11 protein-coding genes are annotated in these 14382 nt (G+C 57.4%); 6 read left to right on the plus strand and 5 right to left on the minus strand.

Translation table 11 applies throughout. The annotated features are described in order from the left end of the window. Positions 1-273: 273 nt before the first annotated feature. On the plus strand, positions 274-2409 hold the full coding sequence (locus ABJT94_RS16280; RefSeq protein ID WP_348476502.1) for a pre-peptidase C-terminal domain-containing protein: 2136 nt from the start codon (positions 274-276) through the stop codon (positions 2407-2409). Positions 2410-2491: 82 nt separating this feature from the next. Here the strand turns inward: ABJT94_RS16280 and ABJT94_RS16285 are convergent, their stop codons facing one another. After that, positions 2492-3325, minus strand: coding sequence for a pyruvate, water dikinase regulatory protein (locus ABJT94_RS16285; protein WP_127555638.1), 834 nt, complete (start codon positions 3323-3325; stop codon positions 2492-2494). Positions 3326-3577: 252 nt separating this feature from the next. On the opposite strand from ABJT94_RS16285, the gene ppsA reads away from it, so the two are divergent. After that, positions 3578-5950: a phosphoenolpyruvate synthase gene (ppsA, locus tag ABJT94_RS16290; protein WP_348476503.1), complete on the plus strand. Its 2373-nt coding sequence runs from the start codon at positions 3578-3580 to the stop codon at positions 5948-5950. Here ppsA and ABJT94_RS16295 read toward each other — a convergent pair. Together ABJT94_RS16295 and ABJT94_RS16300 are read right to left on the minus strand one after the other, a co-directional pair. Further along, positions 5935-6966 carry an endonuclease/exonuclease/phosphatase family protein gene (locus ABJT94_RS16295; RefSeq protein WP_348476504.1) on the minus strand — a complete coding sequence of 344 codons (1032 nt, stop codon included), beginning with the start codon at positions 6964-6966 and terminating at the stop codon, positions 5935-5937. The genes ppsA and ABJT94_RS16295 overlap by 16 nt on opposite strands. 223 nt (positions 6967-7189) lie before the next feature. Next, positions 7190-7498, minus strand: coding sequence for an isoamylase early set domain-containing protein (locus ABJT94_RS16300; RefSeq protein ID WP_348476505.1), 309 nt, complete (start codon positions 7496-7498; stop codon positions 7190-7192). Between the two features lie 175 nt (positions 7499-7673). On the opposite strand from ABJT94_RS16300, the gene ABJT94_RS16305 reads away from it, so the two are divergent. The 3 genes from ABJT94_RS16305 (at position 7674) to ABJT94_RS16315 (ending at position 11409) form a co-directional block, all read left to right on the plus strand. Continuing rightward, on the plus strand, positions 7674-8939 hold the full coding sequence (locus tag ABJT94_RS16305; protein ID WP_348476506.1) for a DUF2868 domain-containing protein: 1266 nt from the start codon (positions 7674-7676) through the stop codon (positions 8937-8939). After that, the gene (locus ABJT94_RS16310) at positions 8936-10360 is read left to right on the plus strand and encodes a DUF3482 domain-containing protein (protein WP_348476507.1); all 1425 of its coding nucleotides are present in this window, start codon (positions 8936-8938) and stop codon (positions 10358-10360) included. Before ABJT94_RS16305 ends, ABJT94_RS16310 begins: the two co-directional genes overlap by 4 nt. Positions 10361-10431: 71 nt before the next feature. Continuing rightward, the gene (locus ABJT94_RS16315) at positions 10432-11409 is read left to right on the plus strand and encodes an alpha/beta hydrolase (RefSeq protein WP_348476508.1); all 978 of its coding nucleotides are present in this window, start codon (positions 10432-10434) and stop codon (positions 11407-11409) included. 30 nt (positions 11410-11439) lie between these two features. Here the strand turns inward: ABJT94_RS16315 and ABJT94_RS16320 are convergent, their stop codons facing one another. After that, positions 11440-11886 (minus strand): hypothetical protein, encoded by a 447-nt coding sequence (locus ABJT94_RS16320; RefSeq protein ID WP_348476509.1) that lies wholly within the window; start codon positions 11884-11886, stop codon positions 11440-11442. Between the two features lie 210 nt (positions 11887-12096). Here ABJT94_RS16320 and ABJT94_RS16325 point away from each other — a divergent pair, with 210 nt between their 5' ends. Then, positions 12097-13104: a rhodanese-related sulfurtransferase gene (locus ABJT94_RS16325; protein WP_348476510.1), complete on the plus strand. Its 1008-nt coding sequence runs from the start codon at positions 12097-12099 to the stop codon at positions 13102-13104. A gap of 199 nt (positions 13105-13303) precedes the next feature. Here ABJT94_RS16325 and ABJT94_RS16330 read toward each other — a convergent pair whose 3' ends face one another. Beyond that, positions 13304-14374, minus strand: coding sequence for an aldose epimerase family protein (locus ABJT94_RS16330; protein WP_348476512.1), 1071 nt, complete (start codon positions 14372-14374; stop codon positions 13304-13306). Between the last annotated feature and the right edge of the window lie 8 nt (positions 14375-14382).

The raw sequence follows: 14382 nt of genomic DNA on the forward strand, positions 1-14382 counted from the left end.
TTCCGGCACGCTAACGGAGTTCGGTAACCCCGAACAGAGTTTGAGCGTGTCTCAACTCGGGGTTTGTGAAAGCAACGGTGTGCGATTCCCGCACAGTGTCCGTTGGCCTGTCTTCAGACGTCTTACCTTCCGAATTCCGTTTCGCCAATGTGCAGTGTCGCAATCCGTCAGGGAGCTTGATGGGTGTGCTGCTGTCGCGAGGTGATCCCTCATGGAAGCGCACTGCGCTTCGTGGCGACGGATAAAAAAAATAATAGAAGAAGGAATCCAATCATGAAGCAATTATCGAGGATTACCCTGACTCTGGCAGCGACTCTGGTTGCCGGTGTTCAGGCAGCAGACCGGGTGCCTGCCAGTGTCGACATGCTGGCGTCACAAGGCATCACTGCGAGTCAGAATGGTGTCGAGATGGCATCGGTTAACAGCCGGACACTGGCCAATGGCATGACAGTGACGCGGTTTCAGCAAATGCATCAGGGCGTTCCCGTCTGGGGGCAGACAGTGACGCAGACCGGGCAGGGCGTCGTGGCTGATGTCAGTGGCGATGTGCTGACCGGGCTGGCGGCAGAAGTGCCCTCGGTCACACCGTCCATCAAACTGACAGACGCGATAGACCAGGCGATGACGCAGTCGGTTGTTCAGCGTAACCAGCAAGGGTTTAGCGCCGGTGCTTTGTCGGTCGAGGCATTAAAACTGGCCGCGAAGAACCAGGCTCATACACTGTATATACACGTCGATGAGCAGGATCAGACGCGGCTGGCGTATCTGATCAGCTGGGTTGAATACGGTGATGAGCCATCCCGCCCCTTCTATTTTATTGATGCCCATACCGGCGCCGTGCTTGAGCATTGGGATGGCATTGCGCACCAGGAAGCGACCGGGCCGGGCGGAAACGAAAAAACCGGTCAGTATGTCTACGGTACCGATTACCCGGCCATGGAAGTCGACGACAACTGTCGAATGTCGACCAACAACGTCGAGACGATTGATATGGGCGGAGCCACCAGTGGCGGCAATGTGTTTTCCTTTACCTGCCCGAACAATGAAAACCGGTACACCAACGGTGCCTATTCACCGCTGAATGACGCGCATTATTTTGGCAATGTCGTGTTCAATATGTATCAGCAGTGGTACGACACGGCGCCACTGACCCAAAAATTGAGAATGCGGGTCCATTACGGCAACAATTATGAGAATGCATTCTGGGATGGCTCGCAAATGACCTTTGGCGATGGTGCCAGCCGCTTCTACCCGCTGGTCAGTCTGGATGTGTCGGCGCATGAAGTCAGCCATGGGTTTACCGAGCAGAACTCAGGCCTGCAATATGCCAATCAGTCCGGCGGTATCAACGAGGCGTTCTCGGATATGGCCGGGGAAGCAGCCGAATATTTTATGAAGGGCAGCAACGACTGGATGGTAGGTGCCGATATCTACAAAGGTCAGGGCTCGCTGCGCTATATGGACGACCCCACCCGGGACGGCAGGTCCATCGGCCACGCATCGGATTATGTCGGTGGCATGGACGTTCACCACAGCTCCGGCGTGTTTAACCGGGCGTTTTATCTGATCGCGACCAGTGAAGGCTGGGACACGCGTCAGGCGTTCGATATTTTCGTACTGGCAAACCAGATGTACTGGAACCAGTCTACCAACTACGCAGAGGGCGCCTGTGGTGCGGTTGATGCAACCAATGCACTGGGGTATGACCTGGGTGTGGTGGTCGATGCGTTTGATACCGTTGGGGTGTCCACAGCGGCCTGTGCGCCAACCGGCCCAGTAGAATCCGAGCTGGAAAACGGCGTACCGGTGACTGGCCTGCAGGGAGGACAGGGTTCTGAGAAACGGTTCACCTTATCGGTACCTGCCGGAGCCAGTGATCTGACCATCAGCATCAGCGGCGGCAGTGGCGATGCCGATCTGTATACCCAATTCGCCAGCGAGCCGACGACGTCGAACTACGATTGCCGCCCCTGGCAGGATGGTAATGCAGAATCCTGCTCAGTTGCTTCGCCGGAAGCCGGGGTATATCACGTCATGCTTCGTGGCTACAACGGCTACGAGGGCGTCACGCTGCTGGCCGAGTTTGATGCGGGCTCAGACGGCGGTGGCCCCGACTCGGGCACGGATTCCAATCTTTCGGCTACACAGGGCCAGTGGTTGTACTACACGGTTGAAGTGCCTGCCGGTATGTCTTCGTTGAACGTGGGCATCGAGGGTGGCAGCGGTGATGCCGATCTTTATGTCAGACAGGGCAATCAGCCGACCAGTAGCCGTTACGATTGCCGTCCCTATCGCAGTGGTAATACAGAGCAATGCAGCTTTGCCAACCCGGCTGCGGATACCTGGACGATTGGCATAAGAGCCTACTACGCCTTCTCTGGCGTGACTCTGAACTGGTCTTATAACTGAGCCAGCGACAGGGTGATTTCTGAAGGGGCTACGGCCCCTTTTTTGCGTTTGATAGCCTGGTTTAACAAATAGGATGCTAGCCTTAGTTGACGGTTCGAATGCGGTCGCGCAATCCCTTGTCGACGATAATGCGGGTTGAGATTTCCTCGATCGACAGCCGCGTGGTATCGATAAAGGGAATACCAAACCGTCGAAACAGAGCTTCGGCCATGCGCACTTCATCTTCGCATTGGCGCAGGGATGCGTAGTCGCTGTTGGCTTTTCGCCCGTCGCGTATCTGGTTCAGCCGTTTCGGGTCGATACTCAGGCCGTAGAGCTTGTTGCGAAAGGGCTCCAGCGCCTTGGGCATGCGCGCCTCTTCAAAGTCATCGTCGGTCAGCGGGTAGTTGGCTGCGTAAATGTTGGCTTGCAGCGCCAGAAAGATACTGGTCGGGGTTTTACCGCTGCGGGACACGCCGACCAGAATAATATCGGCCTTATCGTAATGATGCAGTCGCCGGCCGTCGTCGTTCTCCAGCGCGAATTGCATGGCGTCCATGCGGCGCTGGTAGTGGCCAAAGTCAGCCGATACTTCGGGTCGGCCGATGCGTATGTTCGACGCCTGCCCCAGCAACTGCTCCAGAGGCCCGAGAAAGGTCGAAATGATATCGACCGTATGCGCATCGCTGTCGTGCACAATGTCGCGAATCTTCGGGTCGATGATGGTTTCGATAATGATCGGTTGCAGACCCGATTCGCGGGCCGCCCTGGCCACCCGGTCAACCGCATTGCGCGCTTTTTGTTCCGTATCAATAAACGACAGAATCGTTTCGGTAAACTGGGTACGGTCGAAATGGGACAGCAGACTGTGGCCCAGCGTTTCAGCGGTGATGCCGGTGCTGTCGGAAATAAAAAAGACGGGGCGGTTGGCACTCATGAACAAATCCTTGAATCCGGAGCGGGTCAGCGGGGGTCACATCCCCTTGTCGATGTCCTACACTATAGCGGCACTGTCGGGATAAAACAGCCGCGGCACAAGTGTCGAGGTACAACAGCGGCCCCGGTCATTCCGCAAGGCAATGGTCATCATTCACAGAATAAATGCACAACGCCCTCGATCTGAGGTTTAATGAATGCACTGCCCGGCAACAGGGCAGGCAACCCTATCAAGTAGCACGTGGAGATCAGCATGGAATTCGTTAAGGACTTTACCGAACTGGGTATACACGACGTACCCACCGTGGGCGGCAAGAACGCCTCCCTGGGTGAAATGATCAGTCATCTGTCGGCCCTGGGCGTGACCGTGCCGGGTGGTTTTGCAACGACCGCAGAGGCTTATCGCGAATTCCTCGCTTTTGAAGGGCTGAAAGAGCGCATTGATTCACGCCTGTCATCGCTGGACGTCGATGATGTCGAAGCACTGGCAACAGTGGGCCGTGAAATCCGCAAGGAAGTCATGCTGGCGCCGTTCCCCGAACGTCTTGAAAAAGAAGTGCGGGCGGCTTACCAGACACTGACCGACGGAGATCCGGGCCGGTCGCTGGCCGTGCGTTCCTCGGCGACCGCTGAAGACTTGCCAGATGCCTCCTTCGCCGGCCAGCAGGAAACCTTTCTGAACATTCACGGCATCGATGAGGTGCTGCAGGCGATCAAGGAAGTCTTTGCTTCCCTGTTTAACGATCGAGCCATTGCCTACCGGGTGCATCAGGGGTTCGACCATGCCCATGTCGCGCTGTCGGCAGGTATACAGCGCATGGTACGCAGCGACATTGGTGCCTCCGGGGTGATGTTCACCATGGACACCGAATCCGGTTTCGACCAGGTGGTGTTCATTACCGCGGCCTATGGCCTGGGCGAAACCGTGGTCCAGGGGGCGGTGAACCCCGACGAATTTTACGTTAGCAAACGCGCCCTGGCCGATGGTTACCACGGCATTCTGCGGCGGACCCTGGGCAGCAAGCTGATCAAAATGGTCTATGGGGCATCGGCCGAGACCGGAAAATCCGTTGAAACCGTTCAGGTTGATGAAGCCGACCGGTCGCGGTTCTCTCTTACCGATGACGAAGTGGAACTACTGGCCCATCAGGCCATGACCATCGAAAAGCACTACAAACGACCCATGGACATCGAATGGGCGCGCGACGGCGAAGACGGTAAGTTGTACATCGTACAAGCCCGACCGGAAACCGTGAAAAGCCGTGGCTCGGCCACTGTTATTGAACGCTATGCGCTGAAAGAGAAGGGCAAGTTGCTGATCGATGGCCGCGCCATCGGCCAGCGCATCGGCCAGGGCCCGGTCAAGGTGATCAGTGATCTCAGCCAGATGCACCAGGTGCATGCCGGCGATGTCCTGGTCACCGACATGACCGACCCGGACTGGGAACCGATCATGAAGCGGGCCTCGGCCATCGTCACCAACCGCGGTGGCCGTACCTGCCACGCCGCCATCATTGCCCGTGAACTGGGCATTCCGGCCGTGGTCGGCTGTGGTGATGCGACCGATAAACTGGTCAGTGGCGACGACGTCACCGTCTCCTGTGCCGAAGGCGATACCGGCCGCGTTTACCGGGGGCTGCTGGACTTCAACGTCGAAGAGAACGACCTGAGCACCATGCCGGACTTGCCGTTCAAGATCATGATGAACGTCGGCAACCCTGACCGGGCCTTTGATTTCCAGTCGTTGCCCAACGCCGGTGTTGGCCTGGCCCGGCTTGAGTTCATCATTAACCGGATGATAGGTGTGCACCCCAAGGCGTTGCTGCATTACGACGAAGCGCCAGTCGAAGTACGCGAGAGCATCAATCACCGCATGGCCGGCTACCCAAGCCCGGTCGACTTCTACGTTGAGAAAATCGTCGAGGGCGTGTCGTCGATTGCTGCGGCGTTTTACCCGAAACCGGTGATCGTGCGTTTGTCCGATTTCAAATCGAATGAATACGCGCACCTGGTCGGCGGTTCCCAGTATGAACCTCAGGAAGAGAACCCGATGATCGGGTTTCGCGGCGCCTCGCGTTATATCGACGATTCGTTCCGCGAGTGCTTTGAGCTTGAATGCCGGGCCATGAAGAAAGTACGTAATGAAATGGGTCTGACCAACGTTCAGTTGATGGTGCCTTTTGTACGCACCGTTGATGAAGCGCGTCAGGTGGTCGAATTGCTGGCCGACAATGGGCTGGAATCCGGCAAGGACGATCTGAAACTGATCATGATGTGCGAACTGCCGTCCAACGCCTTGTTGGCCGACCAGTTCCTGGAATACTTCGATGGCTTCTCCATCGGCTCCAACGACCTGACTCAGTTAACCTTGGGCCTCGACCGGGATTCGGGCGTAATTGCTCACCTGTTTGATGAGCGTAATGATGCCATCAAAATCCTGCTCAGCATGGCCATTCAGGCCTGTCGCAAGGCCAACAAATACATTGGTATCTGCGGCCAGGGCCCGTCAGACCACCCGGACTTTGCCGAATGGCTGATGGATCAGGGCATCGAATCGGTGTCACTGAACCCGGATTCAGTGCTCAGCACCTGGATCTACCTGGCCGAGCATCACGGCAAGGCCTGATTGGTCCGGTCTGGCAGCGCGATATCCAGCCAGACCGGCCGATGATCAGACGCCCGCTCCAACGCAACGTTGAGCGGGTGCTCCGGTGCTGGCCAGAATACACCTGTCCCGAGAACCGCCAGTTGAGTCGACGGCAAAACGTAGTCGGCTCGCATTTTCCAGCGTGCAGTCAGGTCATGGCCTCGATCAGAAAGCGGCCGAAGTGGCTGAACGGACGGGTGCGTCACCAGACGGTTAATCGCCCCCGGTTGACTGTCGCCGCCCGCCGATGACGCATTCAGATCGCCAGCCACAATAAAGGGCTGATCGGGTGCCAAACCGCCACTCAACCCCTGATCATCCGTCATATACGACGCTCCGCTGATGTAGTCCACCCAGAATCGAATCTCATCATGATTGCGGCAAACGTTGCGCCGCTCCGGGCCATCAAAGGCCGGAGGCGTGGGGTGGCTGATCAGTAAATGGCACGCCCCGGAAGGCAGTGTCAGCGGTAAGTCCCAGTGGGATTTGCTCGATAGCCGCATCACCGCCAGGTCATCGTCCGTATAGAATGCCGAACCGTCCGGGTTTGAAGGCATCAGAGCGTCGGGCATATCACGCCATAAAAAGTGCTGAAAAGTCCGGCATGCCTCAGTATCGAGCGGAACTTTGGACAAAACCGCCATGCCATATTGGCCTGGGAAGTCACCGAACCCAAATGGAGTTTCCAGGGTGTTATTTACGTCCTGTTTTACCAGATCCCGTCCGGATGGCACCCCGGTGTTCACCGGTGCGGTAAAGCAATAGGGGAAATCCATGCCCGCTTCACGAAGCCGAGCCTGAAAAGCGGTTAACGCCTGTTGCCCTGGGTCGTAGTCCAGCTCATTAATGATCCAGACATCGGCATCGACCTGCGCCATTACTTGCAGCAAGCCAGAAACCTGGTGCCCTGGTCTGGTCGTCAAATCGGTCATTAGATCGCCAGCGCGGGGGCGGTTGAGTGCGACGTTATAGGTTGCCAGTCGAAGCCGGTTCACCCTCTCTCCCTGTTAATCCAAATTGAATCAGTGTACGGCTTGGACTTGGTAATTGCAGCCTTCTGCTAAGAACGCAGGTATAGAGCTGCCATGGTGCTTGCCATTAGCAGCATCACAAATGGCACCAGCCAACAGTCGAGGCATTCTCCGATTTCTTTGTTGCACGAGCCCAGGGCATCGCGACAACAGAAGCAGGCTGAATGCACTCAAATGCAGCAAGTGACTAGAGGCTTACCAGACTGTTATCGACCGGCAGCCCCGGAGCTGGCACGTAGGCTTCAGCGTTCCAGTCGTTCTCCCACTGGTTACCATCGATGCAAAAACGGTACTGGTATTGCTGGCCAACCTGCAAGCTCAATTCAAGTTTAAAATCGCCGGATTTCAGCCGTTTCATCGGATGACTGTCGAGCGACCAGTTGTTGAAGTCACCGGCAAGTGCAACAGAGCGGGCGTTGGGAGCGGCCTCAGCGGGTAACACAAAGGTACACCGACATTCGGGTCTGGAGGTGAGATAGCGTTTCTTTACGGTCATGGGATCATCCTTTATCGGTCAGCCAAATTCAGACAAGTACAATGAGCATAGTTACAGCGGCAAGGTCTCGCCAATGGGCAGGCGACGCCTGCGAAGCTCCTTGCTAAACTCGGGCCACAGCTTTGTTTATTTTTGCAACTTGCCGGTCTAGTACCGGCGATCGTAATAGGACTCCATGACAACTTCACGACCGTCTCTGAAGACATCACCCACCCAAGCCATCGACCTGGGCTTACGCTGGTTGCATGCCGAACCCGGGCTTCGTTCAGGCCCGGCTACGGACAACTGGTTCGAGTTTCTCGGATACGCCAGCACTTTGCCGGCTGAGCGCAGGATGCCGTGGTTTTCATGGTGGTTCTGGCTGGGGGCCATTAATGGCATCCTTGCGTTCAGCGGGCTGATGGTCTGGCCCGATGGCAGCGGCATCCACATGCTGATTTTTTTGCTGGTGTTCTGGCTGGCTCCGATGCTGGTACTCGTCTGGACGCTAATCAATGCCTGGTGGCGTAAGCGCAGCCCCTGGTGGCGCCACTGGCTGAGCGCCGAAGACGATGCAGTGTTCGCCGCCTGGTGCGCTGCCCAAAGCCTGAAAGCCCAGGCGTTGTTTGTGGTGGCTGGTATGGCCTGGATGTGGCTGATGTTGCTAACCCGGCAACTGATTTTCTATTGGAGCACCTCATTGCAGGGTGCCTCGGTGCGCGTCGACGATCTGTTCGCGCTGCTGACGCTGGGCATTCTGAACGTGCCCGAACCGCTGGCGATCAGCGCGTCGCAGGCAGGCAGCATTACCGGGTGGGAAACCAACTTGCTGAATTTCTCGGAGTATTGGGCTGTGTGGCTGACCCAGGTCACTCTGCTTTGGGTATTGCTACCAGTGGCCCTCGCGTTGCTGGTGAATCACCGCGTACTGAGGCGCCGGCTGGCGCACTGGCCGCGCTGGAACCGGCAGCTGCATCAGCGCTTTGAACAGCAGCGTCCCGAGGTGTTGCACTTCGAATCGCTGACACCGGAGCAACCGGCCACCTTTACGGCCCATGAGGCGGACCTGCCAACAGCCGGGATGTCGCCTTCGGTCCCGGTACTCGCCTGGCAGGATCCGCTGCCCGGCAGATTGCCCGCTGGCTCAGTCAACCTCGGTCGCGGCAGTCTGGCACAAGACGAAGCGACCATTGAACGGCACACTGAGCAAGAGGAGCCAGTGTGGGTGATTTCCGCACAGGCAGTACCCACCGGTGATCTGGCCGACCTGATTACGCTCAGCGCGGGCAGTCACAAGGAAGTGAAAGTGTTGTTAAGCAGTTCGGCTGAACCGGGTTCCGGACAACGGGAAACCGACCGCCAGAGCTGGCAGGGCTTTGTCAGCACCCAGGAATTGCCCGTGCAATTATATTGGCTCGACGCTCAGGCAACTGATTTGGCAGCCCGGAAGGGAACATCATGACCCGGAACCCGGCAACTGCCACGGCTATCCCGGTATTCGCTGTGGTTGGACACCCCAATCAGGGCAAGTCCAGTCTGGTGTCGACGCTGACTCAGGATGATCACATCGCCGTATCACCCGTCAGCGGCACCACCCGGGATGCTCATCGTTACCAATTGATGCTTGAGCAAAGCGTGCTCTATGAACTGATCGATACCCCCGGGTTTCAGCGCGCACGCCAGATCATCGCCTGGTGTGAACAGCACAGTGAGGGTGCCGCTGGCCGGCCTGAGGCGTTGCGGCGGTTTGTTCAGTCGCATCGCGACGACCCCAAATTCGCAGACGACTGCACTCTGCTGACCCCCGTGCTGGAAGGCGCCGGCATTGTCTACGTGGTCGATACCAGCCAGCGTTTTGACGCCACCTTTGAAGCCGAACTGACGCTGCTCTCCTGGACCGCCCAGCCGCGACTGGCGCTGTTGAACCCAATACGGGAAACCGGACACGAAGCCGAGTGGCAACTGGCGCTGCAGCAGTATTTTTCGCTGGTGCGTACCTTCAACCCTTTGCAGGCACCGTTTGAACATCATCTGGGTTTGTTGCGCAGCATGGCAGAGATCCATCTGCCCTGGCGTGAAGGTCTGATGCGCAGCGTCGATGCCTTGTCGGAACAACGCCAGCAGCGCCATCAGCACAGCGCCGAAGCCCTGGTTTTGTATTTGCAACAAGTGCTGCAACACCGTCTGCGTCTGCCCCTGGCCGGGCCCAAAGATCAACTCAAGCAGCAGGGGCTAGCTCAATTTAACCGCGATATCCAGCGACAGGAGCAGCAACTGCAGGTCACCCTCGCGGGCTATTACGGGCATCGCAATCTCGACTGGACCGGCGAATGGCAATCACTGGCGACCGATGACTTGCTGGATGCGCACGAATGGCGGGCCTGGGGCTTGTCGCGAACCCGGCTGGCGTCACTGAGCGGGGCGGCCGGTGCTGCCTCTGGCCTGGTTGTCGATGCAGCTGTCGGGGGCACCTCCCTGTTTCTTGGAGCGGTTGTGGGCGGCGCACTGGGCAGTCTGGCCGGAGGCTTTGCCGGACGAGACCCGCTGAGTTTCGAGGTGCTGTCCAGGGTGCCCGGCTACGAGCAATGGCAACTCGGGCCGGTCTCCAATCTCGAGTTTGCATTGGCCCTGGCGGGGCGAAGCCTGCGCATCTGGTATCAGTTGCGTTGCCGTAACCATGCCCGGCGTGATGCGGTCTTGCTCAACCAGTCTGATTTAAGCCACTGGCTGGACGGCCTGGGTCGCAAACAGCAGGTCCAGTGGGTGTACTGGGTCCGTAAAATGATGAAAAGACCCTTGAACGAGAGTGAACAAAGTCAGTTAATGGGGTTGATTGTTGCTCTAGGGGAGCAAATGGATAAACCTGGTCAGCATCTGTCTTAGTAAAAAGCCATCACTGTGATACTCTTTGCAGCCATTAACCTTAAAAATCAAACGTGTAAGGACGCCGTAACGTGATCTGGATTGTGCTGGGCCTGGTAGTCGTATTGGTGATCGTATTGGGCCCGCGGCCCCGGGTGGCGTTGCGGTGGGTCGTCGATGAACTGCCGGTCGAGCTAGGCGGTTTGTCCGACTGGCTGGCGCAGACGGAGCAATCCCGGGGCGAAGTTACCGAAGGGGCCGAAAAGCACGTTCGATTCGCCAACCCAAATGCACCGGCCAAAACACCGCTGGTGGTGCTCTACCTGCACGGTTTTTCCGCAACCCGTCAGGAGCTGGCGCCCATTCCCGAACGGGTAGCCGAGGCCATTGGCGCCAACTATTACGGTGCCCGTTTGACTGGCCATGGCCTCGACAGCGAAAGTCTGGGCAAGGCCCAGGCCGGTGACTGGCTGAAAGACACCGCCGAAGCCTGGCAGATTGCCCGGTCGCTGGGCGACCGTGTCATCGTCATCAGTTGCTCAACGGGTGGCACTCTGTCTACCTGGCTGGCACAGCAACCATCGGCACAGGATGCCCTGGCCGCCATGGTGCTGTTCGCTCCCAATTTTCAGCCCCGTCACTGGGCGTCGAAGCTGTTTGGCTGGCCCTGGTCCCGCTATTGGATGCCGTGGCTTGCCGGTCACGAATATGGCCGGGAACCGGAAGGTGAACTTTCCGGCAAATACTGGACCTCCAGTTACCCGACCCGGGTGTTGCATCAATTACAGGCTCTGGTGGTTGCGGTGAGAAAAAGCCGGCTCGATGCCATCAAGGCCCCCTCGCTGTTTCTGTACAGTGAGGATGATCATGTGGTGAATGCCAAATACACCGATCGGGTGTATGAGAAGTGGGGTTCTGAGGTTAAGGAGCGCATTCGAATAGATGGGGTGGACGGGGAGTCCAACCATGTGTTTACCGGAGACATCGTCGCACCACACCGGACTGAGGACAGCATTGAACAGGTGCTGGGCTTTCTGGAACAACAGGCATTAGTAACAAAACCGGGTTAGCCTGAAGCCTAACCCGGCTTATCACACGGCTTAGAAATGCAGGCCAACGGTGAAGTATCCATTGCCCGGGTGAGCGCCGCCTTCAATGAACAGTACCCGGTTGCTGATCAGGATATTAAGACCAACTTCAGCGGCCAGGCCAAAGTCTGCATCACCATTTCCCTCAGCGCCAAGGCCCGGGCCCAGGCTGGCATACATGTCGAGGCCGGTGTCGAGCGGGAAGAGTAACCCCAGGGACAGATCCCCGCCGATGGCAACGTCATCGTTAAAGCCAACACCCAACTCAAGTTCACCGTAGGTGTTCAGACCATTGTTTTGCAGTGCAGGAACGTAAATGGGGAAGCCGATGGCGCCGATAAAACCAACGCCACCGCCATAGGAAGCGAGGCCCAGCTCAGCGCCACCGCGGCCACCGGCATAGGCCGTGCTGGCAAGTGTTGCGGCTGCGAGCGTTGCTGCGATCAGTACTTTTTTCATGTGAGTATCCTCTAGCAAACAGTGTGGAGTTTCGAAGCTAAACAGCCCTGTATAAGACTCGTGACAATGCAGTCTAGCGGGTCACAACGATAAATTGAACGTTGTAACGGTCAGAACGGCTATGGAAATCAACGCCAGGGTCACTTAAACTTCGCGACCTCATTAATCTGTGGCTCTGGATTTGCGATCCAGCCCGCTATAGGAAGTTTCATGACTGACACCACTGTAGCAGAAACCATTGCGGTTTCTGCAATGTATCACTTCGTTCGTCTCAACGATTACGCCGACTACCGTCAACCCCTGCTGGATATGATGGAGGCGGAAGGCATTCGAGGCACCTTGTTGCTCGCGTCCGAGGGCATCAATGGCACGGTCGCCGGCCGACCGGAGGCCATAGAGCGCCTTCTTGGCTGGATCAAAAGCCAGGGCCCGTTCGCCGGCCTCAGCCACAAGGAATCGTTTTGCGATGAGATGCCGTTTTACCGCACCAAGGTAAAGCTTAAGAAAGAGATCGTCACCATGGGTGTTGAAGGCATCGATCCGCTGAATGTAGTCGGTACCTATGTAAAACCCGAAGATTGGAACTCCCTGATTTCAGACCCTGAGGTCGTGCTGGTCGATACTCGCAACGAGTACGAAGTGGCCATTGGCACTTTCAAGAATGCGCTGAACCCGCACACCCAAACCTTTCGCGAATTTCCGGACTATGTAAAACAGAACCTCGACCCGGCCAAGCACAAGAAAGTCGCCATGTTTTGCACCGGTGGAATTCGCTGCGAAAAATCCACGGCTTACCTGAAAGAGCAGGGCTTTAACGAGGTGTACCATCTTGAGGGTGGCATTCTGAAATACCTAGAGAACGTTTCGGAAGCCGATTCCCTGTGGCAGGGCGAGTGCTTTGTGTTCGACAATCGGGTCACGGTAAAACACGGCCTCGAACCCGGCCGCTACGACCAGTGCCACGCCTGCCGGATGCCCATTTCCGATACCGAAAAAGCCCACGCCCATTACGAACCGGGCGTCAGCTGCCCGCACTGCTACGACAAGGTGACCGAAGACCGCCGTCAGCGCTTTATCGAACGCGAACGCCAGGTGCAACTGGCCAAAGCGCGCGGTGAAGCGCACATAGGTGCCGACGCCAAAGAAAGCATCGAACAGCGCCGGGGTCGCAAAGCGGCTGAGCGTGAGGCCCAGCGGACTGCTAACTTGTCTGCATAGCTCAAGTTTCGGAGTTCGGGGCTGCTAGGTGGCGTTGGCCCGCACCGGCCACCTGGGGCACCCCTGTGGGGTCGGCGTAAATCCGTCCATGGAGCCTAGGCCGCAGCATCCCTGCTGCGGACTCCCCCACAGGGGCACCCCAGGTAGCCGCAGCTTGTCTACTCAGCGAACTCCGAAACTTGTATTAGCTGCGGAGGTTTCAATCCTGCCCGAATCCAAAAACCAGAGTAGCCCGGTAAGTCTGATCCGGTGTCAGGGTGCAATCAGGAAAGTGGTCGTGATTGGGCGAGTCAGGCCAAGCGCCCGGCTCCATGCAGAAAGCGCCGTGGCGCTGATACGTCTCTGTGTCGTTCTTAGGCGTCCCGCCCAGAAAACCACCACTGTAGAACTGCAAACCGGGCAGGGTGCTCGAACAGCGCATCCAGCGACCGCTGGGTAAATGCCGGGCTTCGGCCATCAACGTCAGTGGGCCTTCCATTTTTTTGCCAAATACATAGTTGTGATCGTAGCCGCCAGCCCGAGCCAGGCTCGGGTCATCCAGGGTTTCCAGTGCCTGATCGATTGGGCGCCAGTTGCGCAAATCCAACGCCGTGTTTTCAACCTTAACCAGCTCGCCTGTCGGCAGCAGCGTGGCATCGATGTCTGTTACGGTGTCGCTGTGTACCCGGAATTCATGATCTTTCAGCGTGCCCGCCGCTTCACCCGCAAGATTGAAGTAAGCATGGTTGGTCAGATTTACCAGCGTGGGTTTGGTCGTCGTTGCCTCGTAGTCGATGACAACCTCATCTTTATCCGTTAGCCGGATTCGCTGAGTTATTGTCAGCTCGCCCGGGTAGCCGGCATCGCCGTCCGGTGACGTCAGGGTGAAAATCAGACTGGGTTCATCGTTTTCCAGGTTGATCTGGCTGTCCCAAATGAGGTGACCAAAGCCTTGTGAGCCACCGTGCAGATGATGCCCGCCACTGTTGCACTCCAGTTCCAATGCCTGACCGTTGACGCGGGTTTTGCCATGGCCAATGCGGTTGGCGTAGCGGCCAATGGTCGCGCCAAAGTTGGCGTTCTGGGCAATAAAGGCCTCAAGAGTGTCGCAACCCAGAACCAGGTTGTCGTTATCCGCCATACCGGGTAATCGAAAGCCCACGAATGCCGCCCCCAGGTTGTAAAACCGGGCTTCGCTTCCGTTTTTGTTGCGCAGCGTAAAGGCTTTAACGGCGCGGCCGTCACTGAGGGTGCCAATGGTTTCTTCAGAGTTGATTGGGGTGACGGTCACAGGGTGCT

This window comes from Saccharospirillum sp. (assembly GCF_039982735.1).
Taxonomy (GTDB): domain Bacteria; phylum Pseudomonadota; class Gammaproteobacteria; order Pseudomonadales; family Natronospirillaceae; genus Saccharospirillum.

Coding starts and splice junctions, on each gene's coding strand:
- ABJT94_RS16280 (WP_348476502.1), top strand. CDS start 274: ATGAAGCAATTATCGAGGATTACCCTGACTCTGGCAGCGACTCTGGTT.
- ABJT94_RS16285 (WP_127555638.1), bottom strand. CDS start 3,325: ATGAGTGCCAACCGCCCCGTCTTTTTTATTTCCGACAGCACCGGCATC.
- ppsA (WP_348476503.1), top strand. CDS start 3,578: ATGGAATTCGTTAAGGACTTTACCGAACTGGGTATACACGACGTACCC.
- ABJT94_RS16300 (WP_348476505.1), bottom strand. CDS start 7,498: ATGACCGTAAAGAAACGCTATCTCACCTCCAGACCCGAATGTCGGTGT.
- ABJT94_RS16305 (WP_348476506.1), top strand. CDS start 7,674: ATGACAACTTCACGACCGTCTCTGAAGACATCACCCACCCAAGCCATC.
- ABJT94_RS16310 (WP_348476507.1), top strand. CDS start 8,936: ATGACCCGGAACCCGGCAACTGCCACGGCTATCCCGGTATTCGCTGTG.
- ABJT94_RS16320 (WP_348476509.1), bottom strand. CDS start 11,886: ATGAAAAAAGTACTGATCGCAGCAACGCTCGCAGCCGCAACACTTGCC.
- ABJT94_RS16325 (WP_348476510.1), top strand. CDS start 12,097: ATGACTGACACCACTGTAGCAGAAACCATTGCGGTTTCTGCAATGTAT.